Origin of the sequence: Macrococcus psychrotolerans, assembly GCF_038095555.1 — a bacterium.
GTDB lineage: Bacteria > Bacillota > Bacilli > Staphylococcales > Staphylococcaceae > Macrococcoides > Macrococcoides psychrotolerans.
Window position 1 is genome coordinate 56,879 of the sequence record NZ_CP124591.1, and the last position, 24,871, is coordinate 81,749.

26 protein-coding genes and 1 pseudogene are annotated in these 24,871 nt (G+C 34.0%); 18 read left to right on the plus strand and 9 right to left on the minus strand.

Features of this window, described 5'->3' with window-relative positions:
- The first annotated feature begins 208 nt into the window (after positions 1–208).
- From QA539_RS00260 to QA539_RS00270, 3 genes are all read left to right on the plus strand, one after another.
- Positions 209–835 (plus strand): DUF4004 family protein, encoded by a 627-nt coding sequence (locus QA539_RS00260; protein ID WP_219493453.1) that lies wholly within the window; start codon positions 209–211, stop codon positions 833–835.
- Positions 810–1,535 carry a hypothetical protein gene (locus QA539_RS00265; RefSeq protein WP_419895230.1) on the plus strand — a complete coding sequence of 242 codons (726 nt, stop codon included), beginning with the start codon at positions 810–812 and terminating at the stop codon, positions 1,533–1,535. The genes QA539_RS00260 and QA539_RS00265 overlap by 26 nt, the downstream gene beginning before the upstream one ends.
- A gap of 129 nt (positions 1,536–1,664) precedes the next feature.
- Positions 1,665–2,249: an NUDIX hydrolase gene (locus tag QA539_RS00270; protein WP_419895231.1), complete on the plus strand. Its 585-nt coding sequence runs from the start codon at positions 1,665–1,667 to the stop codon at positions 2,247–2,249.
- Positions 2,250–2,356: 107 nt separating this feature from the next.
- On the opposite strand, the gene hxlB is transcribed toward QA539_RS00270, so the two are convergent.
- Together hxlB and hxlA are read right to left on the minus strand one after the other, a co-directional pair.
- On the minus strand, positions 2,357–2,905 hold the full coding sequence (gene hxlB, locus QA539_RS00275; protein ID WP_219494790.1) for a 6-phospho-3-hexuloisomerase: 549 nt from the start codon (positions 2,903–2,905) through the stop codon (positions 2,357–2,359).
- Positions 2,892–3,527 carry a 3-hexulose-6-phosphate synthase gene (hxlA, locus tag QA539_RS00280; RefSeq protein WP_099482777.1) on the minus strand — a complete coding sequence of 212 codons (636 nt, stop codon included), beginning with the start codon at positions 3,525–3,527 and terminating at the stop codon, positions 2,892–2,894. Before hxlA ends, hxlB begins: the two co-directional genes overlap by 14 nt.
- A gap of 102 nt (positions 3,528–3,629) precedes the next feature.
- Between hxlA and QA539_RS00285 the strand changes: the two genes are divergently transcribed.
- Positions 3,630–3,989, plus strand: a complete 360-nt coding sequence (locus tag QA539_RS00285) for a winged helix-turn-helix transcriptional regulator (RefSeq protein WP_012655949.1) — start codon at positions 3,630–3,632, stop codon at positions 3,987–3,989.
- A gap of 365 nt (positions 3,990–4,354) precedes the next feature.
- On the opposite strand, the gene QA539_RS00290 is transcribed toward QA539_RS00285, so the two are convergent.
- A complete protein-coding gene (locus QA539_RS00290; protein ID WP_419895232.1) occupies positions 4,355–5,851 on the minus strand; it encodes an LPXTG cell wall anchor domain-containing protein in 1,497 nt (498 codons plus the stop codon).
- Between the two features lie 1,246 nt (positions 5,852–7,097).
- On the opposite strand from QA539_RS00290, the gene QA539_RS00295 reads away from it, so the two are divergent.
- Complete coding sequence (locus QA539_RS00295; RefSeq protein ID WP_219493457.1) at positions 7,098–7,490, plus strand: hypothetical protein; 393 nt, start codon at positions 7,098–7,100, stop codon at positions 7,488–7,490.
- Between the two features lie 40 nt (positions 7,491–7,530).
- Positions 7,531–9,792 carry an excinuclease ABC subunit UvrA gene (locus tag QA539_RS00300; protein ID WP_419895233.1) on the plus strand — a complete coding sequence of 754 codons (2,262 nt, stop codon included), beginning with the start codon at positions 7,531–7,533 and terminating at the stop codon, positions 9,790–9,792.
- A gap of 148 nt (positions 9,793–9,940) precedes the next feature.
- Here QA539_RS00300 and QA539_RS00305 read toward each other — a convergent pair whose 3' ends face one another.
- Positions 9,941–11,269 (minus strand): sodium-dependent transporter, encoded by a 1,329-nt coding sequence (locus tag QA539_RS00305; RefSeq protein WP_219493459.1) that lies wholly within the window; start codon positions 11,267–11,269, stop codon positions 9,941–9,943.
- Positions 11,270–11,422: 153 nt separating this feature from the next.
- Between QA539_RS00305 and QA539_RS00310 the strand changes: the two genes are divergently transcribed.
- Together QA539_RS00310 and QA539_RS00315 are read left to right on the plus strand one after the other, a co-directional pair.
- A complete protein-coding gene (locus QA539_RS00310; RefSeq protein WP_219493460.1) occupies positions 11,423–11,914 on the plus strand; it encodes a TspO/MBR family protein in 492 nt (163 codons plus the stop codon).
- A gap of 126 nt (positions 11,915–12,040) precedes the next feature.
- Complete coding sequence (locus tag QA539_RS00315; RefSeq protein ID WP_101035576.1) at positions 12,041–12,394, plus strand: DoxX family protein; 354 nt, start codon at positions 12,041–12,043, stop codon at positions 12,392–12,394.
- 44 nt (positions 12,395–12,438) lie between these two features.
- Here the strand turns inward: QA539_RS00315 and QA539_RS00320 are convergent, their stop codons facing one another.
- Positions 12,439–12,582 (minus strand): hypothetical protein, encoded by a 144-nt coding sequence (locus QA539_RS00320; RefSeq protein WP_157820802.1) that lies wholly within the window; start codon positions 12,580–12,582, stop codon positions 12,439–12,441.
- Between the two features lie 247 nt (positions 12,583–12,829).
- Here QA539_RS00320 and QA539_RS00325 point away from each other — a divergent pair.
- Positions 12,830–12,940, plus strand: a pseudogene (locus tag QA539_RS00325) (rhodanese-like domain-containing protein); the annotation flags it as partial.
- A gap of 26 nt (positions 12,941–12,966) precedes the next feature.
- Here the strand turns inward: QA539_RS00325 and QA539_RS00330 are convergent.
- Positions 12,967–13,314 carry a MerR family transcriptional regulator gene (locus tag QA539_RS00330; RefSeq protein ID WP_219493462.1) on the minus strand — a complete coding sequence of 116 codons (348 nt, stop codon included), beginning with the start codon at positions 13,312–13,314 and terminating at the stop codon, positions 12,967–12,969.
- 76 nt (positions 13,315–13,390) lie between these two features.
- Between QA539_RS00330 and QA539_RS00335 the strand changes: the two genes are divergently transcribed.
- The 9 genes from QA539_RS00335 (at position 13,391) to QA539_RS00375 (ending at position 21,662) form a co-directional block, all read left to right on the plus strand.
- On the plus strand, positions 13,391–14,074 hold the full coding sequence (locus QA539_RS00335; protein WP_219493464.1) for a type 1 glutamine amidotransferase domain-containing protein: 684 nt from the start codon (positions 13,391–13,393) through the stop codon (positions 14,072–14,074).
- A 22-nt stretch (positions 14,075–14,096) separates the two neighbouring features.
- Positions 14,097–14,762, plus strand: a complete 666-nt coding sequence (locus tag QA539_RS00340; RefSeq protein ID WP_419895234.1) for an NAD(P)-binding oxidoreductase — start codon at positions 14,097–14,099, stop codon at positions 14,760–14,762.
- Between the two features lie 3 nt (positions 14,763–14,765).
- Entirely contained in the window at positions 14,766–15,767 is a 1,002-nt protein-coding gene (locus QA539_RS00345; RefSeq protein WP_219493467.1) for an NADP-dependent oxidoreductase, read from the plus strand.
- 197 nt (positions 15,768–15,964) lie between these two features.
- Positions 15,965–16,447: a pyrimidine dimer DNA glycosylase/endonuclease V gene (locus tag QA539_RS00350; protein WP_219493469.1), complete on the plus strand. Its 483-nt coding sequence runs from the start codon at positions 15,965–15,967 to the stop codon at positions 16,445–16,447.
- A 90-nt stretch (positions 16,448–16,537) separates the two neighbouring features.
- Positions 16,538–17,908 (plus strand): branched-chain amino acid transport system II carrier protein, encoded by a 1,371-nt coding sequence (brnQ, locus tag QA539_RS00355; protein WP_219493472.1) that lies wholly within the window; start codon positions 16,538–16,540, stop codon positions 17,906–17,908.
- 183 nt (positions 17,909–18,091) lie between these two features.
- Positions 18,092–18,538, plus strand: coding sequence for a DUF2243 domain-containing protein (locus QA539_RS00360; RefSeq protein ID WP_144781554.1), 447 nt, complete (start codon positions 18,092–18,094; stop codon positions 18,536–18,538).
- A 52-nt stretch (positions 18,539–18,590) separates the two neighbouring features.
- Entirely contained in the window at positions 18,591–19,289 is a 699-nt protein-coding gene (locus QA539_RS00365) for a cytochrome c oxidase assembly protein (RefSeq protein WP_257886439.1), read from the plus strand.
- Positions 19,290–19,484: 195 nt separating this feature from the next.
- Entirely contained in the window at positions 19,485–20,675 is a 1,191-nt protein-coding gene (locus tag QA539_RS00370) for an NAD(P)/FAD-dependent oxidoreductase (RefSeq protein ID WP_419895235.1), read from the plus strand.
- A gap of 54 nt (positions 20,676–20,729) precedes the next feature.
- Positions 20,730–21,662: a ketopantoate reductase family protein gene (locus QA539_RS00375; RefSeq protein WP_419895236.1), complete on the plus strand. Its 933-nt coding sequence runs from the start codon at positions 20,730–20,732 to the stop codon at positions 21,660–21,662.
- 18 nt (positions 21,663–21,680) lie between these two features.
- Here QA539_RS00375 and QA539_RS00380 read toward each other — a convergent pair whose 3' ends face one another.
- The 3 genes from QA539_RS00380 to QA539_RS00390 form a co-directional block, all read right to left on the minus strand.
- Positions 21,681–22,169, minus strand: coding sequence for a CHAP domain-containing protein (locus QA539_RS00380; protein WP_419895237.1), 489 nt, complete (start codon positions 22,167–22,169; stop codon positions 21,681–21,683).
- A gap of 33 nt (positions 22,170–22,202) precedes the next feature.
- Positions 22,203–23,690, minus strand: coding sequence for a catalase (locus tag QA539_RS00385; RefSeq protein WP_419895238.1), 1,488 nt, complete (start codon positions 23,688–23,690; stop codon positions 22,203–22,205).
- 215 nt (positions 23,691–23,905) lie between these two features.
- A complete protein-coding gene (locus QA539_RS00390) occupies positions 23,906–24,856 on the minus strand; it encodes a 2-hydroxyacid dehydrogenase family protein (RefSeq protein WP_419895239.1) in 951 nt (316 codons plus the stop codon).
- Between the last annotated feature and the right edge of the window lie 15 nt (positions 24,857–24,871).

Here is a 24,871-nt window from a genome sequence, read left to right on the forward strand (position 1 = left end):
AATCTCAGGATTAACCGATACACTGAATCGTATCACAAGTAATGAGGTTTATTTAGAACTGTGCCTAATCACTGAGGTAAAGACATGTCGATTTGATATGTCTTTTTTTATAATTAGTCAGTATTATTCAAAAGAAAATATTATTAATGTTATTTAAATTAGTTAACAGTGTAACAATGTTATGTTACGATATTTTCGAGGTGATGATATGGAGGATTTAATATCTAAAAAAGAGTTGCTGAAAGTATGTGATATTAGCTACGGGCAGTTGTATCGCTGGAAACGAAAGAAGCTGATTCCTGAAGATTGGTTTGTAAGAAAGTCTACTTATACAGGCCAAGAAGCATTTTTTCCTAGAAATAAGATGATTGAGCGCATAGAAATGATAAAAACTTTAAAAGATGATCATGCTTTAGATGATTTGTATCAAATTTTTAAAGAAGATTGTGAGGTAATTGAACAAAGAGACTATGATAGTAGTTTGTTTGAAGAACATTATTGGGAAATTGCAGACTCCATTTTTACGAAGCGTAATAGTGTTTCACATAATGAAGGTATGACATTGATGTTTATAGAGCTTGCTTTAAATTCAGGGTATTTTTCAAAAGAAGAAGTACTAGAAAGTGCAGTAATATATCACCAAAACGAGATGAAAGATGTAAATTATTATTTTGTGCGAGCTATGGGTGTGTTCATGCTTATTTGCGCAAAAGAGATATTAAAAATAAGTGAAAACGCAAAGATTATTTACGAATTAGATGATACAGAAATTCAATTAGCTATACAACAAAAATTGAAAAGAGGTAGTCATGATGACAACGAATCTAAATATTAATGCGATGACAACTATAGCTGCGGGAGAATATGATGAAATTAAAGTTACGGGTATAGGTTCAGTAACTGGAGATATTAAAGCTGACTTGATTAAAGTAAGTGGAAAAATGGATGCTGAGGGTGATATTTCAGTTAGAGATTTCAAAGTATCAGGAATGACTAGCATCAAAGGTTCCTTAAAAGCTGATACTATGAAAACAAGTGGCAAGACAAATATTGAGGGAAGTATAGAAGGTAATGACGTCCATGTATCTGGTATGTTAGATGTTGAAGGAAATATTACGGGTGAAAGATTAAAAGTATCTGGTTATTTAACAGTTGAAGGTGATATCGAAGTTGATCATTTTGAATGTAGTGGAAAAATTGAAAGTGATGGTTTGATAAATGCCGAAACGATTAATATTACGCTTGGGAATAATTGTTCAGCACAAGAAATTGGTGGAAAAGAAATTACTATACTAGATGGAAAGGCGACTGAGAATAAAGGTTTATTTGCATCATTGTTTATAGAAAATAAAAGTGGAAAGTTGACTTGTGATTTAATCGAGGGTGATGAAATTCGTCTAGAAAACGTGCTATGTGATGTAGTAAGAGGAAAGAATATTATCATTGGTAAAGGTTGTATTATAGAAAAAGTTGAATATACAAATACAATAGAGGTTATTGAAAATGCGACTATCAATGAGCAGATAAAAATATAAATGAAGAAAGTCACTTCTCGAAATTTGAGAAATGATTATTATTATAATCTAATAGATTAAAGTACATTAATTTATTTAGTAATAAAATAATTGATGAATTATATCAGTTCGGGGTAAGGGTGGATATTAATGAGTGAGTTATTAAATGTTTATTATAAAAATAGAAAATTAAAAGGTGTTGATAGTAGACAGAAAGTACATCAACAAGGCGAGTGGCATGAAACGTTTCAATGTATATTTATACAAGGTGATAATATATTTCTTCAAAAAAGAAGTTCTAATGTGAAAGATTATAAAGGTATGATTGATGTAACGGTTGGAGGACACCTATTGAATGATGAAACAGTTGATAATGGTACGCGTGAAATCGAAGAGGAGATGGGTATTCAAGTAGGTTTTGAAAGTTTAAGTTTTTTATGTACACTTCCTGAGGAGATGACTTCAGATAATATAATCGATAGAGAATTTATTAATATATATACTCTAGAGGTGTCAGAAGAGGATGTAAATAGTATTCACCACGACACAGAAGTAGACTATTTATTAAAGATAAACTTGGAAGACTTCTATAATTTCTGTATAAATAACACTGAAAATTGCAAAGGATATACAGTTATTAGCGATGAAGAGATTACTTTTACAAAAAATGATTTTCTACCATATAGCAATGCATACTTTATGTGTATTGGTGCATTGTTATACCATAAAAAGTAAGTGAGAATGAAATCCTTAAAGTTATCATAAATGATGTGATTTTTCTTAACAATAAAACGCCTCTCTATAATTATAGAGAGATGTTTTAATATTATTTCAAATTATTATTACTCTAAGTTTGCATGATTATTCTGCATTGTTTCTTCATCAACATTTAGGGATTCTTGAATCGTTAACACGATACTGTCTAAATAGATTTGACTGCTTTGCTCAAAGAGACTCCCTAAAGGTTGTTTTGAACCTTCTGCATCGTATTTTGTACCAGCAGGTAATACGATGGTTAAGTCTGCAATATCAGCAATTGGTGATTCGTCTTTTGTTGATAATAATAATACATATGCTTCATTATCTTTCGCTGTTTGTGCGAGCAATTTTAAATGAGCTGTAGATCCTGAACCTGATGCTATAACAAAGACATCATTTTTCTGGATTGATGGTGTAGTTGTTTCACCCACGACATAAGCTTTTTTGCCTAATTGATTTAATCTCATGGCAAAGCTCTTAATGACAAGACCTGAACGGCCTTTACCAGCTACAAATATTGATGATGCATCCATAAGATCTTTTGAAAATTTCTCTGATTCTGCTACATCAACATTTGACAATGTCTGCTTTATTTCATTTAAAATTAATTCAAAGTGATTATGCATGTGCATCAACGATTTCACGACATTTTTTAGCAGCAGCTTTTGGATCATCAGCATTTGCGATACCGCCACCTACGATAATTAGGTCAGGTTTTTCGGCTGCTACTGTTTCGATTGTATCAGGTTTAATACCTCCAGCTACAGCTACTTTAGAATTTGAAATCACTGATTTCACAGTACGTAAACTTTCTAAAGGTGATACACCTTCAGCTTGTAAATCATATCCAGTGTGAACTGCGATATAATCAGCACCCATTTTATCTAATTCAGCTGCGCGCTGTTCTAAATTTTGAACTGCGATCATATCAACTAATAGTTCTTTACCGTGTTTGTGTGCTTCTTCAATAGCGCTTTTGATTGAAGCATCTTCAGCCACTCCTAAGATTGTTACGATATCAGCACCAAACTTTATCGCTTGGCTTACTTCATATCCAGCAGCATCCATAATTTTTAAGTCTGCTAATACTTGTGTGTTATTAACTGATTTACTCATATGTTCAACGGCAGATAGCCCTTCGTTTATAACAATAGGTGTTCCAATTTCTACGATATCAATATATTCTTCTACTTCTTGTGCTAGCTTCGCTGCCTCTACTTGATCTAATAAATCGATTGCTAATTGTAATTTCATAATAATTTCCCCTCTCTATCTTTTATGTACCCATTATGGTATTATTTAAACAAAAAAACAATACTGACATTTTAGTCACTATAAATAAATGGAGGGTTTAAATTGTTAATTGAATATAATAATAAAGAATTTTATACATCGAAAGATTTGGCGTTATCTGTAATTGGAGGTAGATGGAAAATTGCAATCATCTATCATCTTTTGCATGAGGACAGATTAAGATTAAGTGAGTTACAAAATAAACTTCCTGATATCAATCAGCGTATGTTAATCAGACAACTTCGCGAGCTGGAACAAGACAAAATCATTGAAAGAACAGTGTACCCAGTAGTGCCTCCTAAGGTAGATTACAAATTGACAGAAATAGGGTTGAAACTTGATGGAGTAGTTTTTTCGATTTGTAATTGGGGAGATGAGTTTTTGCAGGTGATTAAAGGTGATAATCATAATAAGATAACATAGTGCTGCGTCGTTTAAAGATTTCTCGGAATTATAGTATAACTGGATAGGCATTAGGTATATATCGTATATGTATTTTTGAAATCAATTGTAGCAATCTATATAAGAAAAGAAGTAAGATGGAAAGATCGTAATATAAAACTAAAAAAACTGAAGCTAGGTTTTCAAAAAGAGTGAAATATATCAATTTATTGAACTCATATTCAAACTTTATTTTATAGCACAATTAAATAGTAGATAAAGTACGAATAGATTTATTTATTGCAGAAAAATATAATCGAACTAACATTAATTCAATAATAATTAAAAAGAGAATGAAGATGAAATTATTCATCTTCATTCTCTTTAAATATGTTTAGCAATGTCTATTATTTAAAACGTCTTGAGAATGCTAATAAGCTTAATCCGATAGCAGAGAAAAGTCCACCGAATAAAGTAGCGTTATTTGATTCTCCTGTATCAGGTAAGGTTTTAACATTTGTAGTTTGAGCAGCTTCAGTTTGAGCAGCTTCAGTTTGAGCAGCTTCAGTTTGAGCAGCTTCAGTTTGAGCAGCTTCAGTTTGAGCAGCTTCAGTTTGAGCAGCTTCAGTTTGAACAGCTTCAGTTTGAACAGCTTCAGTTTGAACGGCTTCAGTTTGAACAGCTTCAGTTTGAACGGCTTCAGTTTGAACAGCTTCAGTTTGAACGGCTTCAGTTTGAACAGCTTCAGTTTGAACGGCTTCAGTTTGAACGGTTTCAGTTTGAACAGCTTCAGTTTGAGTGCCTTCAGTTTGAGTGCCTTCAGTTTGAGAATTTAAAGCTTCATTAGCAGCATTTTCCCAAGCATCAGCGTGAGCATCTTCAGCGTCTTTACCTTCTTGAGCAGTAGGTGTATCAGTTTGAGGACTTAAAGCTTCGTTAGCAGCATTTTCCCAAGCATCAGCGTGAGCATCTTCAGCGTCTTTACCTTCTTGAGCAGTAGGTGTATCAGTTTGAGGACTTAAAGCTTCATTAGCAGCATTTTCCCAAGCATCAGCGTGAGCATCTTCAGCGTCTTTACCTTCTTGAGCAGTAGGTGTATCAGTTTGAGGACTTAAAGCTTCGTTAGCAGCATTTTCCCAAGCATCAGCGTGAGCATCTTCAGCGTCTTTACCTTCTTGAGCAGTAGGTGTATCAGTTTGAGGACTTAAAGCTTCGTTAGCAGCATTTTCCCAAGCATCAGCCTGAGCGTCTTCAGCGTCTTTACCTTCTTGAGCAGTAGGTGTATCAGTTTGAGGATTTAAAGCTTCGTTAGCAGCATTTTCCCAAGCATCAGCCTGAGCGTCTTCAGCGTCTTTACCTTCTTGAGCAGTAGGTGTATCAGTTTGAGGATTTAAAGCTTCGTTAGCAGCATTTTCCCAAGCATCAGCCTGAGCGTCTTCAGCGTCTTTACCTTCTTGAGCAGTAGGTGTATCAGTTTGAGGATTTAAAGCTTCGTTAGCAGCATTTTCCCAAGCATCAGCCTGAGCGTCTTCAGCGTCTTTACCTTCTTGAGCAGTAGGTGTATCAGTTTGAGGATTTAAAGCTTCGTTAGCAGCATTTTCCCAAGCATCAGCCTGAGCGTCTTCAGCGTCTTTACCTTCTTGAGCAGTAGGTGTATCAGTTTGAGGATTTAAAGCTTCGTTAGCAGCATTTTCCCAAGCATCAGCCTGAGCGTTTTCAGCAGCAGCACTCCATTGATCAGCTTGATAAGCTTCGACAGCGTCAGCTTGATAAGCACTTTGTGTAGAATCGTCAAGTCCTTGAGTTTCAGCAGCATCAGCTGGTGCGCCGAGCCCAAGCATTAAAGTAGCGGTTGTTGCAGCAACACCAAAAGCAAGTTTTTGATTGTAAGTCGTTTTTTTCATATTATTATCCTCCATTTAGTGAAATTTTAAATCTACAGAAATTATATATTAAGTAAAAAAAAAATCTACACATTTATGGAAATTATCAAAATATTATCAAATATATTATAAATGATAAAATAACCTTATATTTATTTACATATAAGGTCCAAAGCATAAGTGCATTATTCATTATTATTCTTTAAAACATGCTCGGTTCTGTTAATCATAGATATTATCAATATCTATAAATGACTTTAACTTAAATTAGCACCAACAGTTGTAAGATATTAATATCCTTTTCACTCAGTCATATACCAGAAGGCTTCAGAGCCTTTCGTCATTCGTGCACTAAATGGATAGATAAATAGATCAGACTTTCCAATCAAAGGTTCTATTTCTCTCTTCCAGCGTTCAGTATTACCAACTATTTCTTGATATGTACTGTTAGTAAAGTTGATATGACCATAGGAATGACTTACAAAGATCCATCCGTTACGTTTTAGGCATCTACAACCTTCGTTGCTTGTGCTCCGTATCTTTTCAACACCTTACTTTTTAGATTATTTGTTCGGTATCCTAATATTCTTTCGAACATACATCGAAAATTACGGATAGATATAGCTTAGTTCCATTTTAATGTTGAATTGTGTCACATCAGTAAGTATTTTTGATATGGTCGATTTGTTATGAATCTAAGATTCAATTTATTCTTGGCAGTTTTACCAACTTTCCCTTTGTATGAATTATATGTTCTATATTATTTTTCATATTTTCAGAGACACGACCTTTTTGTTTTGATTCTAAATCTAGAATAACATATTGATTATATTTCATCTGTTGAATATCTCTTTCTTGTCATACACGAAACTAGACCCTCAATAGGTATCAAATGATAAACCCGTGTTCTTAATAATGAATATTGACTATCATATATACTACTCAATGAATTATAGCCAATTTTTCTTTCTTTATATTCTTTGATAATTTTCAATTTAAAATCAAGTTCATGCTTTTTATTCAAAATAAACACCCCTAAAGTTAAATTTTAAGATTTAACTTTAAGGGTGCACTTCATTTCTATAAGTCTTTTGCATTTTTTCATACTTTCAGGGTATAAAATCTTGAATAAGAAAGATGGCTGTTTTCTTTTAGGATTGGTTACTTAACTTATAAAATTTAGTCAATAAATCCTTTAGTATAAATGTACTATATATAAGTACTAGAAAGATTAAAAGTAGATTACTATTATGATAGGAGTTTTGCTATGTTATTTAAAGGGATAGTTTCAGGATTAGCATTATACATTGTATTAGTGGCACTAGATATCCTATTTAAGACGAATACCGAGCGATTGCTATTGAATATCGATTTTATAACGGGTCAAGCGACCTCGCCGTTTTTACTGGAGGTCACATTACATCTGCTCGTAAGTATTATATTATATTTTAGTTTATCGCGATTGTTTCGTTATAAGGGTTTGTATATTGCAGCTTATATCGTTTTATTTGTAGTATTTATTGGATTATTCTTTATACTGTCACACCTATCGCTAACAATGCACTATGATCTTACTATAAAGCTGATGTTTGTATGGTTATTAGGTCATACCTTCTATTTATTCATAGTTCATCTAATGATTAAACATGCTTATAGTTAGAGTGAAATAGGGTATATTAACAAAAGTGAGGAGTGATTCAATGAAACCTATAAAGATTATTGGAGCAAAGCAGAATAATTTAAAAGATATATCACTGGAGATACCGAAACACCAGCTGACTGTCTTTACAGGGCGTTCGGGTTCTGGGAAGTCATCGCTAGTATTTAATACGATTGCCGCGGAGAGTGAGCGACTATTGAATGAAACATATAGTACTTATATACAGAACCAACTCAACCATTATGATAAGCCTGTTGTCGACCGTATTGAGAATTTGCCTGTATCAATGGTCATTGGACAAGATAGAATTGGTGGGAATTCAAGATCAACTGTAGGAACAATTTCAGATATCTATTCTGGTGTGAGATTATTGTGGTCACGTATTGGACAGCCATTTGTAGGATATTCTATGGACTTTTCTTTTAACAATACGAATGGCATGTGCAAAACGTGTGATGGATTAGGTTATGTAGAAGATATTGACTTAAATGAGTTATTACATTTCGATCGTTCATTAAATGAAGATGCGATCAAATTCCCCTCTTTTGCTCCAAATACTTGGCGTGGTAAACGGTATTTAAATACGGGATTATTTGACAATGATAAGAAATTGAAAGACTATTCTAAAGAAGAGATGGATACACTTTTGTATCAAGAACCTATTAAATTAAAAAATCCTCCATCAAACTGGCCGAAGACGGCTAAATATGAAGGGTTAATTTATCGATTTAGAAGATCTTTTCTAATCAACGATACATTTGAAAAGAAGAAGTTTATTAAAGGCGTAAATCGTATCGTCACAAAACAAGTGTGCCCAGATTGCGAAGGTAAACGTCTGAATGACAAGATATTAAGTTGCAAAATAGATGGATTAAATATTGCTGAATTTTGTGATCTAACAGTAGATGATGAGATTAAGTTTTTGAATAAAATTAATGATGATAAAGCACAGTATATTATTGAACCTTTAGTCAAACAATTAGAAGCATTAAAACGAATTGGCTTAGGTTATTTGACATTAAGTCGAGAAACGACAACTTTATCAGGGGGAGAGTCTCAAAGGATCAAATTGATTCGTCATTTAAATAGTCCGCTTACGGATTTAGTCTATATTATTGATGAACCGAGTATTGGTCTACATCCTGAAGATATAGAAAATATTAATCAAATCATGCTTTCAATTCGCGATAAAGGTAATACAGTGCTTGTTGTTGAGCATGATCCTGATGTAATTAAGATTGCGGATTATTGTGTTGATATAGGTCCGGGAAGTGGTAAGCGTGGAGGAGAGATTATATTTACTGGGAAATATAATGAATTACTTAAGAGTAATAGTCCAACAGGTAAGGCGCTATCACAACCACATGCTTTTAAAGAGGAAGTAAGGGTATCAAATGATTATATAGCACTAAAAAATATTACGAAGAATAACTTAAAAGATGTATCGGTTAATATTCCTGAACATGTGTTAACTGCTGTAACAGGTGTTGCAGGTTCAGGTAAAAGTACGTTAATACAAACAGGACTTCGCGAAAGAGAAGATGTAGTTTATATCGATCAGAAACCTGTACATGCGACGAATCGTTCAAATCTACTGACCTACCTTGATATCTTTGATGATATTAGAGGATACTATAGCAAAGAGACAGGTCTTAAAAAAGGGATGTTCAGCTACAACTCAGAAGGTGCATGTCCAAACTGCAATGGAAAAGGCGTAATAAAAACGGAGCTTGCATTTATGTCTGACTTTGTTCAACAATGTGAAGTATGTCATGGTAAACGTTATCGACCAGAAGTATTGGAAGCAAAAGTAAAAGGATACTCTATCGCAGACATGCTTGAGCTTTCTGTAGAAGAAGCAATCGATTTCTTTCAGATAGACAACGTTAATCAAGTGTTGAAGAGTGTAAAGCGTACAGGACTTGACTATATGACCTTAGGACAGTCATTAGATACTTTATCAGGTGGGGAGAGTCAGCGAGTAAAACTTAGTCGATATATTAACGAGGGTGTGAAAGATAAGATATTTATCTTTGATGAACCTACGACAGGTTTACATGAAGCAGATATAGATAATTTAAAACGCATCTTTGATTATTTAATTGATGAAGATAATACGGTGATTGTGATAGAACATAATTTGACAATGATGACTTATGCAGATTGGATTATAGACATTGGACCTCGTGCAGGATTAGGCGGAGGTAAAGTACTCTATAGTGGGGTGCCGAAGGAAATTGTCCATGAAGAAACATCATTAACTGGCAAACATTTATTGAAATATATTGATGATAGCAATTAAAGCATATTGCACATAGACAGTAAATTTAAGATATAAAACAGGCATTGTATAAATAATACAATGCCTGTTTATTTTTTTATATTTTAAGCGTTTCTTATTATTCCTCAATCTAGTTGTCATTAAAACACATGAATATAGCACTATGAGATTAAATTAACTGTGTTACAAACACAATTATAATGACAATAGGCAGAATATATTTTATTAAGGTATACCATAAGGTAAATAATTTGCTGTGTTGATTATCACGCATAAATATAGAGAATAATAATTGTTTGTTTAGTACAAATCCACAAAATAACGTTGTAAATAATACACCAAGCGGCATCATAATATTTGATACTAGAAAGTCCATATTATCAAATATTGTTCCTGCACCAAACGTAAAATCTTTATAAATACCAAATGATAAAGCAGGAAAAATACTTGTGATAAATACAGCTAAACTCAGCAGTAATGCATATTTTTTGCGCTTATTTTCATTATTTTTAATTAAGTTAGAAAGATTCAGTTCTAATAGTGAAATAGAAGATGTCAAAGCAGCAAATAAAAAGAGTATTAAAAATAACATATAGAAGCCAAAACCGAAAGTCATTTTTTCAAACAATTTTGGTAATACTAAAAATAATAATCCAGGACCTGCTTCTACTTCAATATTTAATGCGCTTGCAGCTGGGAAAATTGCGAGACCAGCAAGAATAGAAATTAGTAAGTTCATTATTACAATCCATAATGCAGACCGAATAACGTTTGTATCATCTTTAGTGTAAGATGCATAAGTAATCATACCAGTTGTTCCGAGTGATAAAGCAAAGAAAGACTGACCCATAGCATAAAGAGTACCTTCTATAGATAAATCCTCAAATCTGGGAATTAAAAAATATTTTAGTCCTTCGATAGCTCCTTCTAACATCAGTGCACGTCCGACAATAATTAAAAATAATAAAAATAATAATGGCATCATTATTTTTGAAGCTCTCTCTATACCATTTTGAATACCGAAAGATACGATCACTTCTGTGAGCATTATAAATAGCAATGCACCGAGAATAGATAATAAAGGATTGGCGATCATTTGCTCAAAATAATCTAATTGAAGTTCAAAGATATTCAAAATAATCCCTAAATAGTAGCCTATAAATAAAATAATCCATCCACCGATAACGCTGTAGAATGCGTATAAAATGAAAGCAGCAATATTTCCCCAAAGACCAATTAAGTTCATGAATTTTGAACCTGATAGTTTGCTAAAGATTGTTAACGAAAAAGTCTTGCCGGCATGCCCAATATAAAATTCAACGATAAGTAATGGAAGTCCAATTAATAAAGTGAACAAAATGAATTGAATTAAAAATGCTCCGCCACCATATTGTCCTGCTATGTAAGGAAACTTCCAAATGGCACCAAGGCCGATTGCTGATCCTGCACTTGCAAGGATAAATCCAAGAGAAGAATTCCAATGTTTATTTTTGTGCATAATTACACCCCTTCGTTTTAACGCTGTAAAGTGACATTGTATCAAATATCCTTTTTTACTGCAATATAGTATTAATGAAAGGTGAATGCTTCTTTCGGTGTTTCATTATTTATATCCTTAATTTTGGGTATAAGTATTATAGAGGTGAACAAAATGATAAATACTAAGAAAATAACTAGAACACTTATACCACTCGCTGGAGGTTTAATCGTTGGAAGGCTAACAGCTAAGGCGCAAGATGATTATAAACATTATAGAAAACCACCATTTTCACCACCTGCAATTGCTTTTCCAATTATTTGGCCAATATTATATACGTCAATGGGTGTGGCGTATCAAAGAGCAATGGCTAACGCTAAAAATGAGACTGAAAGCAGTGAACTTAAGCGTGCGCATTATACCCAGCTTGGCTTGAATTATGTATGGTCTATGTTATATTTTAATCTAAAATTCAGAAAAGCATCATTACTAGAAAGTTATGCATTATTAGCTGCAGGGAGTATTACTGCTACGAAATTTTATAAGATGGACAGAACTGCAGGACATTTGATGGTTCCTTATGTTATGTGGTTGAGTTATGCGAGTTATTTAAACGGGGGCAACTGGATTTTAAATAAGGATAAAGAAGGTTACTCTAGAGACTAACAATGAAAATATATAATATGCAATTATTTGAAGGAGATATAATATCCGAGTATATTTGTATATTGCCTTGCTCAAAAGAAGTATAGTAGAGTGGTAACGAATGTTGATAAGATAAAGGAGGAAACTATGAAATTTATTATTAGAATGATTCTTGGCACATTGTTTACAACAGCAGGAGTGTTACATTTTTTGCGTGAACCAAATTTCACGAAGATTATTCCTTCGTATATTCCATTAAAGAAAGAAATCACCTATATTACAGGTATTATGGAAGTGATGATGGGGATATATTTATGTTTGAAACGCCCAAGTGTTAGCGCGAAGAAATGGATCAACCGCTTCTTGCTGGCAGTATTTCCTGCAAATGTCTACATGGCGAGAAAGCAACTCTCGCTTGGTGACAAGCAGCTGTCTCAGTCTGCATTGTATGGCAGATTACCATTACAGTTTGTATTGATGAAATTGATAAAGTGGTTGTAGTAATATATTCAATAAAGGATAGCCGAAGTAAATATAAGCTTTGGCTATCCTTTATTATTACGTTGTAATTCAATTAATTGTTTATTTTGTTTAACGATTTCATCCGTATTACGTCTGATTTTATAGATATCCATAAATGATAAGAAAAACATGATCATTATTATAATTACAATAATAGTATTCCCCATTCAGTCCAACACCCCCTTTTGGTATATTATACCATAATAAGGAATCATTGAATAAATTATTCTCTTCTGATTATATTATTGTTTAATATAATTAGAGATTAATGAGAACATTAGAAATAATCAAGAAATTGGTTTAATATATCAAATAAATATTAGGTAAATTATTTTCTTAAACAGAGTAGATGTTATTTAAAGTAAGGCATATTAGAGGAGCGAACTAAAGATTATAAAGGAGAAGATTCTGTACTATGTAATCTGTCAATCTGGTATGCGTAGTAAACGTGCAGCTAAAGTAATGAAGAAAAACGGCATTGATGTGACAAATGTGCGTGGTAAAAGTGTTCAAGGTAAGAAATAATAATTCAAAGAAATCCAGATGATTGCTCATCTGGAAGTTTCTTTTTGTAGCTCTGTTTCGATTATATTGATATGGGAGCTAATAAGGTTTTTTTGCTCATTTAGAAACTCAAGATGCGCTTTTAATATCGTTTCAACATCTATTTTATTTTCATATAGCATATTTGTATTTGTCTGAATATCTTTTAATGGCATATTTAAGTTGCTTAAACACTTAATAAATTTGATCATTTCAATATCATCTTTTGTATACAATCTTTTATTATTACTGTCTCTTTCTATATATTTCAATATGTCTTTCTTTTCATAGTAACGTAACTTACTTTTAGGTATATCACAGTATTCTGCAACATGTTCTATATAATATTTTTCCATATGAGCATATCCCTTCTCTTAAACCAAGGTTTAACTGATATCGTATATATATAAACATTATAGAGGAGAAAATACAATGAAAAAGGCATTGATTGTTGTAACAAATATTGCGAAGTATGAAACTATAGAGAGAGCTACAGGAGCATGGTTTTCAGAAGTGACGCATTTTGCTAAGGATTTCTATGATGCAGGATATGAAGTAGATTTTGTTAGCCCTAATGGAGGATATGTTCCTTTAGATCCAGTAAGTTTAAATACTGAAATGATGTCTGAGGAAGACTGGGCATACTATACGGATCACGAGTATATGAATAAGTTTGGAAATTCATTATCGCCGTCAGAGATTAAAGCTGAGGATTATCAAGCAATCTATTTTGCTGGAGGGCATGGTGTCATATGGGATTTAAGAGATAATAAGCAGTTGAATGATATTGCATTAAGTATTTATAATAATAATGGGGTTTTATCATCAGTATGTCATGGTGCAGTTGGTTTACTTAATATTGAGCAAGATGGAGAATTTATTGTAAAAGGTAAATCAGTAACTGGATTTACAAATAGTGAAGAATCTGCAAATGGAACTATTGAGCATATGCCTTATTTATTGGAAGATGAATTTGTGAATATTGGTGCTAACTTTAAAAAGGAAGCAGACTGGAGTGCTTATGCAGTAGTAGATGGTCACGTCGTTACTGGACAAAATCCGCAGTCTGGCCATGCAGTTGCAGAGAAAGTATTAGCGATATTAGATAATCAATAATAAAATTTTAGGAGTGATGAAAATGAAATCTTTAATCATTGGAGCAAATGGTGGCGTTGGTAAACATCTCGTACGTAAATTGAATGAACGTAATATTGACTTTACTGCCGGTGTTAGAAAAGAAGAACAAGTAGAAGCTTTGAAGTCTGAAGGTATGGATGCAATATATGTTGATGTTGAAAAACAATCGATAGAGGAATTAGCAGTACTATTTAAACCATATGACCAAATTTTATTTTCTGTGGGCTCTGGTGGCAATACTGGTGCTGATATGACGATCATCGTGGACTTAGACGGTGCAGTAAAAGCGATAAAGGCAAGTGAAATTGCAGGAGACAAACATTTTATTATGGTATCAACTTATGACTCGCGTAGAGAAGTTTTCGATGCATCAGGAGATTTAAAACCATATACAATAGCAAAACATTATGCTGATGAATATTTAAGAAGTACTCAATTAAAATATACGATTGTTCATCCAGGTGCATTAACCGATGATGAAGCTATAGGTTTATTCGATATTAGTAGTCAGTTTACAGATGTTAAACACCCGTCGATTACAAGAGAAGATGTTGCAGAAGCCTTAGTTTCAGTACTAACAGATACTAGACTCAAAGGTCGAGAGTTCCAGATAATCAATGGTGAATTAAATCTAGATGATGCAGTCATCAAATACTTGGGGGAATAATGAATGAATAATGAACAAATTGTACTTGCTAAACGTCCTGAAGGACTACCACAAGCTGATGTATTTCGATATGAACCGATTGAGATAACAGCGCCTGAAGAGGGTGAAGTTCAAGTAGAATCTATCTATATCTCAGTTGATCCTTATATGAGAGGACGAATGAATGATACAAAGAGCTATGTTCAACCTTATGAAATCGATGCCCCGATTCATGGACATATCGTCGGAAAAATTATTCAGTCAAAGCATGCACAATATAAAAGTGGAGATTATATAACAGGGATATTACCTTGGAAGAAAGTGAATACGATTAGTGCAGACAAAGTAACCAAAGTTGCTTCTGAATCTGTACCTTTGTACTTATACTTAAGTGTATTAGGTATGCCTGGTATGACGGCGTATACAGGACTATTGCAAATAGGAAAGCCACAAGAAGGTGAAACCGTAGTGGTTTCTGCAGCTTCAGGTGCTGTGGGTTCAGTTGTGGGACAAATTGCCAAGATTAAAGGTGCACGAGTTGTGGGTATTGCAGGTGGGGAAAAGAAAACCTCATATTTAAAGGATGTGCTAGGTTTTGATGCTGTAATAGATTATAAAAGAGATGATTTCACGCAGCAGCTAAAATCTGCGGTACCAGACGGTATAGATGTGTATTTTGAAAATGTTGGTGGAGAAGTGTCAGACGAGGTTTTCAAATATTTAAATAAATTTGCTAGAATTCCTGTATGCGGTGCAATTTCAACGTACAATAGTAAAGAAGATATCGGACCAAGAATCCAAGGTACGTTAGTAAAAAGTCAGGCACTTATGCAAGGCTTTGTAGTAGCGCAGTTTGCTGAACACTTTAAAGAAGCGAGTGAACAATTAGCGCAATGGGTGGCAGAAGGTAAGGTTAAATCAGAAGTAACGATTGATGAAGGATTTGATCAGCTGCCATCAGCCTTCAGAAAGCTATTTACAGGAGAAAACTTTGGGAAACAAATTGTCAAGGTGGCAGAAGAATAAAGGAAAGACATGAGAATATTAATATCGAAATTATGCTCAGTACAAAGTATGTGCGTTAATCATGTAAAGATTACAGCAATTACTTTAACTGAATATATGGACTTATCGTTTTGTGGCTATCATCCACAAAACGATTTTTTTATGGATTTGATACAAATAAGGTATGATAAAGTAAATAAAAATTAAGGAGTATTATTATGCAGATCTTTAGAGTACATCCAGAGCATGAAATAAGTGCACGATATTTAGATAATAGACGGTTATCAAAGCAAGTGCTTGAACTATATCAAATTATTAGAGTGTGTCTCGCAGAGATGAAACTTATTGAAGGAAACACCAGATACTTGCATCATCCAATAGTAAAGCATGTCTATAATGAAGGACAACCATATATTATGGACACGTTCAAAATGCTTGAAGCAATGGATAAAGAGCATCTAAGAAGAGGTGGAAAACGTTCTCAAAACTTTAGGGAAGACTTGAAGGTTTTAGAAAACCAGATAGTGCAGTATGAAACTAAGTTTAGTCCATCACCACTACCGCCGATTTACGTATATGGTGATGATAAATTATATGGTGATGAAGTATATGAAGCTTATAAACGACTCCTTGAATTAAAATGGGAGAACGATACAATTGCACCTAGATGTAATATTATACAATATAAAAGGAAAAAGTAAATATACTTTTTTAATTAATCAGAAAATTCATATACTCAAACATACTTTAAAGTGATATAATTAAAAACTAAATTCACAATGAAGGAGTGTATGATTATTAACGCTAAAACGAAATTAACATTTAAAGAAAATATGTTTATCGGATCAATGCTGTTTGGACTGTTCTTCGGGGCTGGAAATTTAATTTTCCCGATTCATTTCGGTCAAACAGCAGGTAGCAATGTATGGCTTACAAACTTAGGATTTCTCATTACCGCGATTGGTTTACCATTCTTAGGTATAATCGCCATTGGTATATCTAAAACAAATGGTGTATTTGATATTTCAAGTCGAGTTAACCGTTCATATGCATACATATTCACGATCCTTCTATATTTAGTGATCGGACCGTTATTTGCATTGCCAAGACTTGCCACAACATCCTTTGAAATTGGTTTTTCTTCATACGTGACAGAACAAAACGGAAAATTGTTTTTATTTATTTTTAGTTTATTATTCTTTTTAGTTGCATGGATGTTCTCACGTAAACCTTCTAAAATATTGGATTATATCGGTAAATTCTTAAATCCTGTCTTTTTATTTCTTTTAGGGATTTTAATGTTACTTGCATTTATTAAACCGATGGGAAGCATTGGAAGCGCGCCTGTACAGGCCGACTATCAATCCAACGCCGTACTTAAAGGTTTTATCGATGGCTACAACACATTAGACGCGCTCGCTTCACTTGCGTTTGGTATTATTATTGTAACGACAATTAAGAAATTAGGGATTACAAACCCTGCGCATATCGCGAAAGAAACGGTGAAATCCGGATTTATCAGTATTATACTTATGGGACTAATCTATACATTGCTTGCCCTCATGGGAACGATGAGTTTAGGCCAGTTTAAAGTGAGTGAAAACGGTGGGATTGCATTAGCTCAAATTGCACATTACTACTTAGGTGATTACGGTATTATTTTATTATCATTAATCATTATTGTAGCTTGTTTAAAGACAGCAATTGGATTAATTACAGCATTCTCAGAAACATTTACAGAATTATTCCCGAAACGTAACTATTTAATGTTTGCAACAGTTGTGAGTATCGTTTCATTCGTCATTGCTAATGTGGGATTAACAAAGATAATTACATATTCTATACCAGTATTAATGTTTTTATATCCATTAGCGATCACGCTTATTTTACTGACGTTATTCAGTAAGTATTTTAATCATTCACGTACAGTTTATCAATTTACAACGTACTTTACGATGATTGCAGCGTTTGTGGATGGTTTAAAAGCAAGTCCTGAGTTTATTGCGAATACAGCATTCGCCAAAGGAATCGTGAACTTTGGAGATCACTATTTGCCCCTCTCATCGATCGGGATGGGATGGGTATTGCCGGCAGTAATCGGATTTGTGATTGGATGTATCGTTTATTTAGCAAGAGGGAAGAAGTCCATCACAGAGGCTTAATATTTCACGTGAAACACCTTACAGGAAATCTGTAAGGTGTTTTAAAATTATGAAAGATAGAAATCATTCAATTCCGTATTTCTTTAATAATTGAAGATAAATAAAATTTCTGACTTATTATCTTTTTTTCATTAACTCTTGTTTAAGAGGGTATGTGAAAGAAGAATATAAAGGAGGGTTTTTATGGTAGATAAACAGATAAAATCATATCGCTGGTCAGGTTTTATGTTCGGTATCGGGCTGGCTGGATTTATTGATGAGATTATTTTTCATCAGTTCTTGCAGTGGCATCATTTTTATGACAAGATGACAAATAAAGTTGGCTTGATTTCAGATGGAATACTTAATGCAATGTGCGGCTTCTTTATAATATTCGGTTTATTCTTACTGTCTGATGCACGCAGAAAAGTAAAGGTTAACTGGCGTTATTGGCTAGGTAGAGCATTAATGGGTATGGGATCATTTCAAGTATATGATGGAATTATTAATCATAAAGTATTAAGAATGCATCAAATAAGGTATGTAGATAATGTAATTACATATGACATTGTCTGGTTGATTACAGGGGGTCTCATGATTTTAATCGGATATTTACTTTCAAGAAAAAGAGACATCATACATGCAGCATAATAGTGCTACTTTTATTGTAATTGGATTAATCCTTGCGCTTTGGTATAGCAATATGTACTTAAAAGATCGAAGCTGGCCATTACACAGACTTTTATTATGGATAGCTGGTCTTATTTTTGGAGCGAGTGTTATGGTAGAACCATTTGCTTCAATGATGCACCATCGCTTTGATTATCATATGTACGGTCATTTATTGCTTGGGATGCTTTCACCACTATTACTTGTACTTAGCAGACCAGTTACGCTGTTATTAAAGACGAGTTCTGTTAACTTTAGTAGAAAAGTGTCGCGTTTGATGCAATCTAGATACGTTTCTTTTATATCACATCCAGTGACTGCGCTTATACTTAATATAGGCGGATTATGGGTGCTCTATCGTACCCCATTATTTTCTCTTATGCATGAATCGATGTTAGTTTATTATCTGGTACATCTTCATATATTTTTAGCAGGCTATCTTTTTACAAGTGTGATTCTTGCTTTCGAACCGATGATGCATAGATATTCATTTAAGTTGAGATCTATTGTACTCATCGTATCTATTGCGTTACATCAGATATTATCTAAGTCGTTTTATCCTTATCCTCCTGTTGGCGTCGAGAAGATAGATGCAGAAAAAGGAGCGATGATTATGTACTATGGAGGAGATGTCATAGAACTTATTATCATCTATCTGTTATGTCGAAATTGGTATTACTCTGTGAGACCCAATAAACATTTAATAATACAAAGAAAACCTGAAGATAGATGAGAGCAGTCAATACTTTCTAGATTATTATTCTAATAAAGCGTAGCGGAGTTTAATCATCTCACTTTTAAATTATTAATCATTAACAACCGCTAACTCACTATCGATGTTGTCGTTTTGCATTTGACTTATAAAATTGGGAATATCATAAATTATGAACTAAATATTATCATAACTACATGGAAAGAGGTAATCGATATGCATAACGGAAATTTGTATTGGCCCCATACATATGTGAAAGAAGATTATAATGATAGTTTAGAAGCGGAATATGATGTTGTGATTATCGGTGGAGGGATGAGTGGTGCACTTTGTGCTTACCGTTTCTCGAAAGCAGGATATCGCACGCTTATTGTTGAACAACACGAAATAGGTAGCGGTAGTAGTGCTGCAAATACAGGATTAATGCAATATATGAGTGATAAACTGCTGCATGAATGTGTTGAGGATTTTGGAGTATTAGAAGCTTATCATTTTTATAAAGCGAGTAAAGAAGGTTTACAAGACATCGGAGAGATTTCAAAGTTACTGCATCCGGATGTTAATTTTATACAAAGGGATAGTTTATTCTATGCATCTAAGAAAAAACATCGACAAACGATTATAGATGAATACAATGCATTGAAACGCTATGGTTTTCCGGCGGAATATGTGGCAGATGAACGGTTGAAATCAGAATATGGAATAAATAAGCATAACGCACTGATAACTCGTGAAGATGCTGAGATTAATCCATATATATTTGTTAATGAACTCGTTAAATATGCACATACACATTACAATCTCCATTGTATTGAGCATTGTGAACTTACTTCTTATAAAGCATATGATGATATTATTGAATGTAAACTTGCGGACCGAAAAGTATTGGCAAAACATCTAATAATGACAACGGGCTATGCTAAAAATAAGATAACAAAAAAATATATTCATAGAGAAACATTTGTAGCCAGTTATGCTGTAGTAACAAAACCGATTCATAATAATTTCTGGAAAGATAAAGTGATGATCTGGGAATCTACCAGACCATATCTATATATAAGACATGTCCCAGGAAATAGAGTGTTGATTGGCGGTCTAGATGAGTCTACAGATAAAATTCCATCAAAGCGACATATTGACAAAAGAGGGAAACAATTAATAAAAGCATTTAATAAGTTGTTTTCTAATATAGAAGTAGAGATGGATTATGCATATGGAGCACGCTTTGGTGAAACAAAAGATGGGAAACCGTTTATCGGCAAGCTAGAAGATAATGCTGAAGTTTATGGTCTATATGGTTACGGAGGAAATGGGACTGTGTATTCATCTTTTGGTAGCAAGTTGCTACTAGATATGATAGACGGGAAGTACAATCCTCTAAGTGAGATATTTAAAATGAAAAGATAGATAGACTTTTGGTATCAGAACGAAGAATAGCAAGATATTTAAGGAGGAATTCGTATGTATAAAATCGCAATCGCCGGAGCAGGTGCAATGGGTGGTAGAATTGGAGCTTATTTAAAGCAAAACGATGAAGACGTGGTGTTGATTGATCGTTGGCAAGATCACATCGATGAAATCAACAAAAATGGTATGGAAATTCAAACAGAAACTGAAACATATACGCTTGAAATACGAGCTATGCAACCGGAAGAAGTTAAAGAAAAATTTGATTTAATTATATTATTAACGAAAGCAATGTATGCAGAAGATATGTTAAAGGCATTAAAAGATATTGGAGCAATTACTGAAAGCACTGCAATTCTTTCAATGATGAATGGATTAGGACATGCAGATTACTTATCGAAGTATGTTCCAAAGTCTCAAATTTTCTTAGCAGTAACAATGTGGACAGCAGGGCTTAGAGGACCTGGTCAATTGTTGCTTGAAGGGAAAGGTGGTATAGAATGTCAACGTTCAGACGGACAGCCTGATGAACGTACTGAAAGGATTGTGCAAGTATTAGATAACGCAGGATTAAATGCTAAGATTAGTGACGATGTATTCTTCTCAATATGGTCTAAAGTAGCAGTGAATAGTGTGCTGAATCCTTTATGTACAATCCTTGATAAAACGATTGGAGAGTTTGGTGAATATGAAGATGCACGTGAAATGTTAACGCCAATATTAAAAGAACTTGTTGCAGTGGCAAATGCACGTGGTACGAACGTTGTATTTGAAACGTTGCTAGCGAAGATTGAGGCTACTTATCCTAATGAAGCGCAGGGATTACATCATCCGTCGATGCACCAAGATTATACGAATAAACGTCTGACTGAAATTGATTATTTAAACGGACAGATTGCTAAATATGGTGATGAGCTCGGTATTGAAACACCTACAAATGACTTAATTACGCATTTGATTCATCAGTTGGAAATGAAATATGCATAAAAAAGAAGCTTCCTAAATTTAGGAAGCTTCTTTTTGTTTAGGATTAACTTTAGGATGAATAATATTATAACGTGTCACATCTTGTGGAGTTAATATTCTACTCGTAATTTTGAAAGGCTCTGAGTAATTCATTTCTGATATCTTAAAATTACCATTTTTATATACATGCTCAATATATGCAACATGGCCCAATGACCCTCTTGAAGATTGTAATATGGAACCTTCTTTAGGTGTTTTGTTGACGAGATAACCATCTTTTTGTGCTGCATCAGCCCAATATTTTGCGTCATGCCAGTCACGTTCAATCATTGTTTCATTCTCTTTCACTTTATCGAATGCATAGGCAGTACATTGTCCATCCGTGTAAGTATTTAAAGCCATTGGATCTGGCAAGAGGGAAAGAGTAATCTCGTCAAATTTATTAGCCAGTTCATGTTTGTTTAACAACGTATATAGACCAGTACTTAAAATTATGATTACAAATATCATTGTTATGAATCTTTTCATTACAATCTCCATTATGTGGATTTAAATTAATGATTATTTATCTTCAGCGTCTAAATCTACATCGTTAATATTAATGCCCATTGCTTGAGCAACACCTTGTCCGTATAACGGATCTGCTTTATAACAATGTCTGATGTGACGATGTTTAATATGTTCTGAAACTGGCGCCATTTCATTTGCAGTATTTTCGAATAAACGCTGTTGTTCTTCAGGTGATAATAGGTTGAACAGACGTCCTGGCTGTTCAAAATAATTATTATCATCTTCACGGAAGTTCCATTCGTAAGCTGCACCATCAAGTTCTAATGCAGGTTTTTTATAACGTGCATCATCTTGGTGATCACCATACTGATTTGGATAGTAGTTAGTATGACCTCCTAAATTACCATCGACACGCATTTGTCCATCACGAGAGAATGGGCATCCCCCTCCTGTTAGGCCTTTTGGTTGGTTCACTGGTATCTGGAAGTGATTAACCCCTAGACGATAACGTTGCGTATCTCCATATGAGAATAAACGCCCTTGTAACATCTTGTCAGGAGAGAAGTCAAGTCCAGGTATAATATTAGTAGGTGCAAATGCAGCTTGTTCCACTTCAGCAAAGTAGTTTTCTGGATTACGATTTAATTCGAATTCTCCTACTGGAATTAATGGATACTCACCTTTGTACCATACTTTTGTTAAGTCGAATGGATTATCTTTATGGTTTTTTGCTTGTTCATCTGTCATGACTTGAATATACATTTTCCATTTTGGGAAATTACCTTCTTCAATTGCATTGAATAAGTCGCGCTGACTTGATTCTCTATCGCTTGCAATAATAGCATCTGCTTCATCTGAAGTTAAGTTCTCAATGCCTTGTTCAGTTCTAAAGTGGAATTTCACCCATACGCGTTCACCGGCGTCATTATACATGCTGTATGTATGAGAACCAAACCCGTGCATGTGTCGGAAGCCATTTGGAATACCACGGTCACTCATTAGAATTGTTACTTGATGTAACGCTTCAGGAAGTGAAGTCCAGAAATCCCAGTTACTTTCAGGGTTATGCATATTAGTCTTTGGATCGCGCTTCACAACGTGATTTAAACTTGCGAATAATTTAGGGTCACGGAAGAAGAATACAGGTGTATTGTTACCTACTAAATCCCAGTTTCCATCTTCTGTATAAAATTTAAGGGCAAATCCTCTAATATCGCGTTCAGCATCTGCTGCTCCACGTTCACCAGCTACAGTAGAAAAACGTGCAAACATTTCAGTTTGTTTACCGATTTCTGAGAAAATCTTAGCACTTGTATATTGTGTAATGTCATGTGTAACCGTAAAAGTCCCGAATGCACCGGAGCCTTTGGCATGCATTCTTCTTTCAGGAATGACTTCACGGTCAAAGTGCGCCATTTGTTCCAAGAAGTAGATATCTTGCATTAGTAATGGACCACGAGGACCTGCAGTCATTGAATTTTCTCTATCTCCAACAGGTGCACCAAATAAACCACGTAATTTTTTGTTGTTATCTTCCATAGTTACCTCCCAAATTATAATAATTATTTCTTAATAATTATTATAATGTACAAAAAAGATAAATGCAACTAGAACGATGAATTTATTATTAAATAGATAATAACAATTGGTAGAAAGTGTTGCCTCTTATAATTATGAAAATTAAAGAACGTACAGTAAGTAAAGTTTTACTGAACTGCACGTTTTTAAGGTGTAATACGAATATTATAGGTCTGTTAGTTGATAATATATTCAGGTGTCTTGTCATTAAGCTTTTTAAAGATATTTTGTGTTACGATATCAGCCATCATATCACGTGCTTCAAATGTTGCATTGCCAATATGTGGTGTAATCACAACGTTATCTAATGTTTTGAGCTTGTCGTTGATTTCAGGTTCAAATTCAAAGACATCAAGTGCGGCACCTTCAATTACTTTGTCTTCTAAAGCATCTGCTAAAGCTGCTTCATGTACGACGGGACCACGAGAAGCATTAATTAAATATGCAGTAGGCTTCATCATTTCAAGCTGTTCTTTATCGATCATATGTTTCATAGAAGGATTATATGCAGCGTTGATTGTAATAAAATCAGATTGCTTAAGTAGTTCTTCTAAAGAAACGTATGTTGCATCAATTCCTTTTTCGCGTTCTTCATGGCGATTTGGACCCGCATATAAAATGTTCATGTCAAAACCTTTCGCACGTCTTGCTACAGCTAGTCCGATTTCACCTAACCCGATAATTCCTAATGTTTTTCCGGATACTTCTCGGCCACGAAAGAACAGAGGTGCCCAGCCATTAAAACCAGTTGTACGGCATAAATTATCTCCTTCAACAACACGACGCGCACTTGCTAAGAGTAGAGCCATAGTTAAATCGGCTGTCGCATTTGTTGAAGCTTTTGGTGTATTGGTAACATCAATGCCTTTTTCACGTGCGTACTCATATTCAATATTATTAAATCCTGCACCGTAGTTAGCGATGATTTGAAGATTGGGTGCTGCATCAATCACTGCTTTATCAACATTTGTAGATAATAGACTTACGAGTGCATCTTTATCTTTAATACGATCAATGAGCTCTTCTTTTGTGATGAGTTTATCTCCTTCAAACAATTCAACTTCAAAATGCTCTTTTAAAAAGGCTAAGCCTTTTTCTGGAATTTCACCTGCTACTAATACTTTCATATATGATCCCCTCCG

What these genes read in the sequence shown, in the direction of transcription:
- QA539_RS00360 (WP_144781554.1), top strand. Translation starts at nt 18,092, where the DNA reads ATGGTAGATAAACAGATAAAATCATATCGCTGGTCAGGTTTTATGTTC.
- QA539_RS00330 (WP_219493462.1), bottom strand. Translation starts at nt 13,314, where the DNA reads ATGGAAAAATATTATATAGAACATGTTGCAGAATACTGTGATATACCT.
- QA539_RS00290 (WP_419895232.1), bottom strand. Translation starts at nt 5,851, where the DNA reads ATGAAAAAAACGACTTACAATCAAAAACTTGCTTTTGGTGTTGCTGCA.
- hxlB (WP_219494790.1), bottom strand. Translation starts at nt 2,905, where the DNA reads ATGCACATGCATAATCACTTTGAATTAATTTTAAATGAAATAAAGCAG.
- QA539_RS00310 (WP_219493460.1), top strand. Translation starts at nt 11,423, where the DNA reads ATGATAAATACTAAGAAAATAACTAGAACACTTATACCACTCGCTGGA.
- QA539_RS00305 (WP_219493459.1), bottom strand. Translation starts at nt 11,269, where the DNA reads ATGCACAAAAATAAACATTGGAATTCTTCTCTTGGATTTATCCTTGCA.
- QA539_RS00375 (WP_419895236.1), top strand. Translation starts at nt 20,730, where the DNA reads ATGTATAAAATCGCAATCGCCGGAGCAGGTGCAATGGGTGGTAGAATT.
- QA539_RS00315 (WP_101035576.1), top strand. Translation starts at nt 12,041, where the DNA reads ATGAAATTTATTATTAGAATGATTCTTGGCACATTGTTTACAACAGCA.
- QA539_RS00340 (WP_419895234.1), top strand. Translation starts at nt 14,097, where the DNA reads ATGAAATCTTTAATCATTGGAGCAAATGGTGGCGTTGGTAAACATCTC.
- hxlA (WP_099482777.1), bottom strand. Translation starts at nt 3,527, where the DNA reads ATGAAATTACAATTAGCAATCGATTTATTAGATCAAGTAGAGGCAGCG.
- brnQ (WP_219493472.1), top strand. Translation starts at nt 16,538, where the DNA reads ATGATTATTAACGCTAAAACGAAATTAACATTTAAAGAAAATATGTTT.
- QA539_RS00270 (WP_419895231.1), top strand. Translation starts at nt 1,665, where the DNA reads ATGAGTGAGTTATTAAATGTTTATTATAAAAATAGAAAATTAAAAGGT.
- QA539_RS00295 (WP_219493457.1), top strand. Translation starts at nt 7,098, where the DNA reads ATGTTATTTAAAGGGATAGTTTCAGGATTAGCATTATACATTGTATTA.
- QA539_RS00380 (WP_419895237.1), bottom strand. Translation starts at nt 22,169, where the DNA reads ATGAAAAGATTCATAACAATGATATTTGTAATCATAATTTTAAGTACT.
- QA539_RS00345 (WP_219493467.1), top strand. Translation starts at nt 14,766, where the DNA reads ATGAATAATGAACAAATTGTACTTGCTAAACGTCCTGAAGGACTACCA.
- QA539_RS00260 (WP_219493453.1), top strand. Translation starts at nt 209, where the DNA reads ATGGAGGATTTAATATCTAAAAAAGAGTTGCTGAAAGTATGTGATATT.
- QA539_RS00300 (WP_419895233.1), top strand. Translation starts at nt 7,531, where the DNA reads ATGAAACCTATAAAGATTATTGGAGCAAAGCAGAATAATTTAAAAGAT.
- QA539_RS00365 (WP_257886439.1), top strand. Translation starts at nt 18,591, where the DNA reads ATGTACTTAAAAGATCGAAGCTGGCCATTACACAGACTTTTATTATGG.
- QA539_RS00335 (WP_219493464.1), top strand. Translation starts at nt 13,391, where the DNA reads ATGAAAAAGGCATTGATTGTTGTAACAAATATTGCGAAGTATGAAACT.
- QA539_RS00390 (WP_419895239.1), bottom strand. Translation starts at nt 24,856, where the DNA reads ATGAAAGTATTAGTAGCAGGTGAAATTCCAGAAAAAGGCTTAGCCTTT.
- QA539_RS00320 (WP_157820802.1), bottom strand. Translation starts at nt 12,582, where the DNA reads ATGGGGAATACTATTATTGTAATTATAATAATGATCATGTTTTTCTTA.
- QA539_RS00370 (WP_419895235.1), top strand. Translation starts at nt 19,485, where the DNA reads ATGCATAACGGAAATTTGTATTGGCCCCATACATATGTGAAAGAAGAT.
- QA539_RS00265 (WP_419895230.1), top strand. Translation starts at nt 810, where the DNA reads ATGATGACAACGAATCTAAATATTAATGCGATGACAACTATAGCTGCG.
- QA539_RS00385 (WP_419895238.1), bottom strand. Translation starts at nt 23,690, where the DNA reads ATGGAAGATAACAACAAAAAATTACGTGGTTTATTTGGTGCACCTGTT.
- QA539_RS00350 (WP_219493469.1), top strand. Translation starts at nt 15,965, where the DNA reads ATGCAGATCTTTAGAGTACATCCAGAGCATGAAATAAGTGCACGATAT.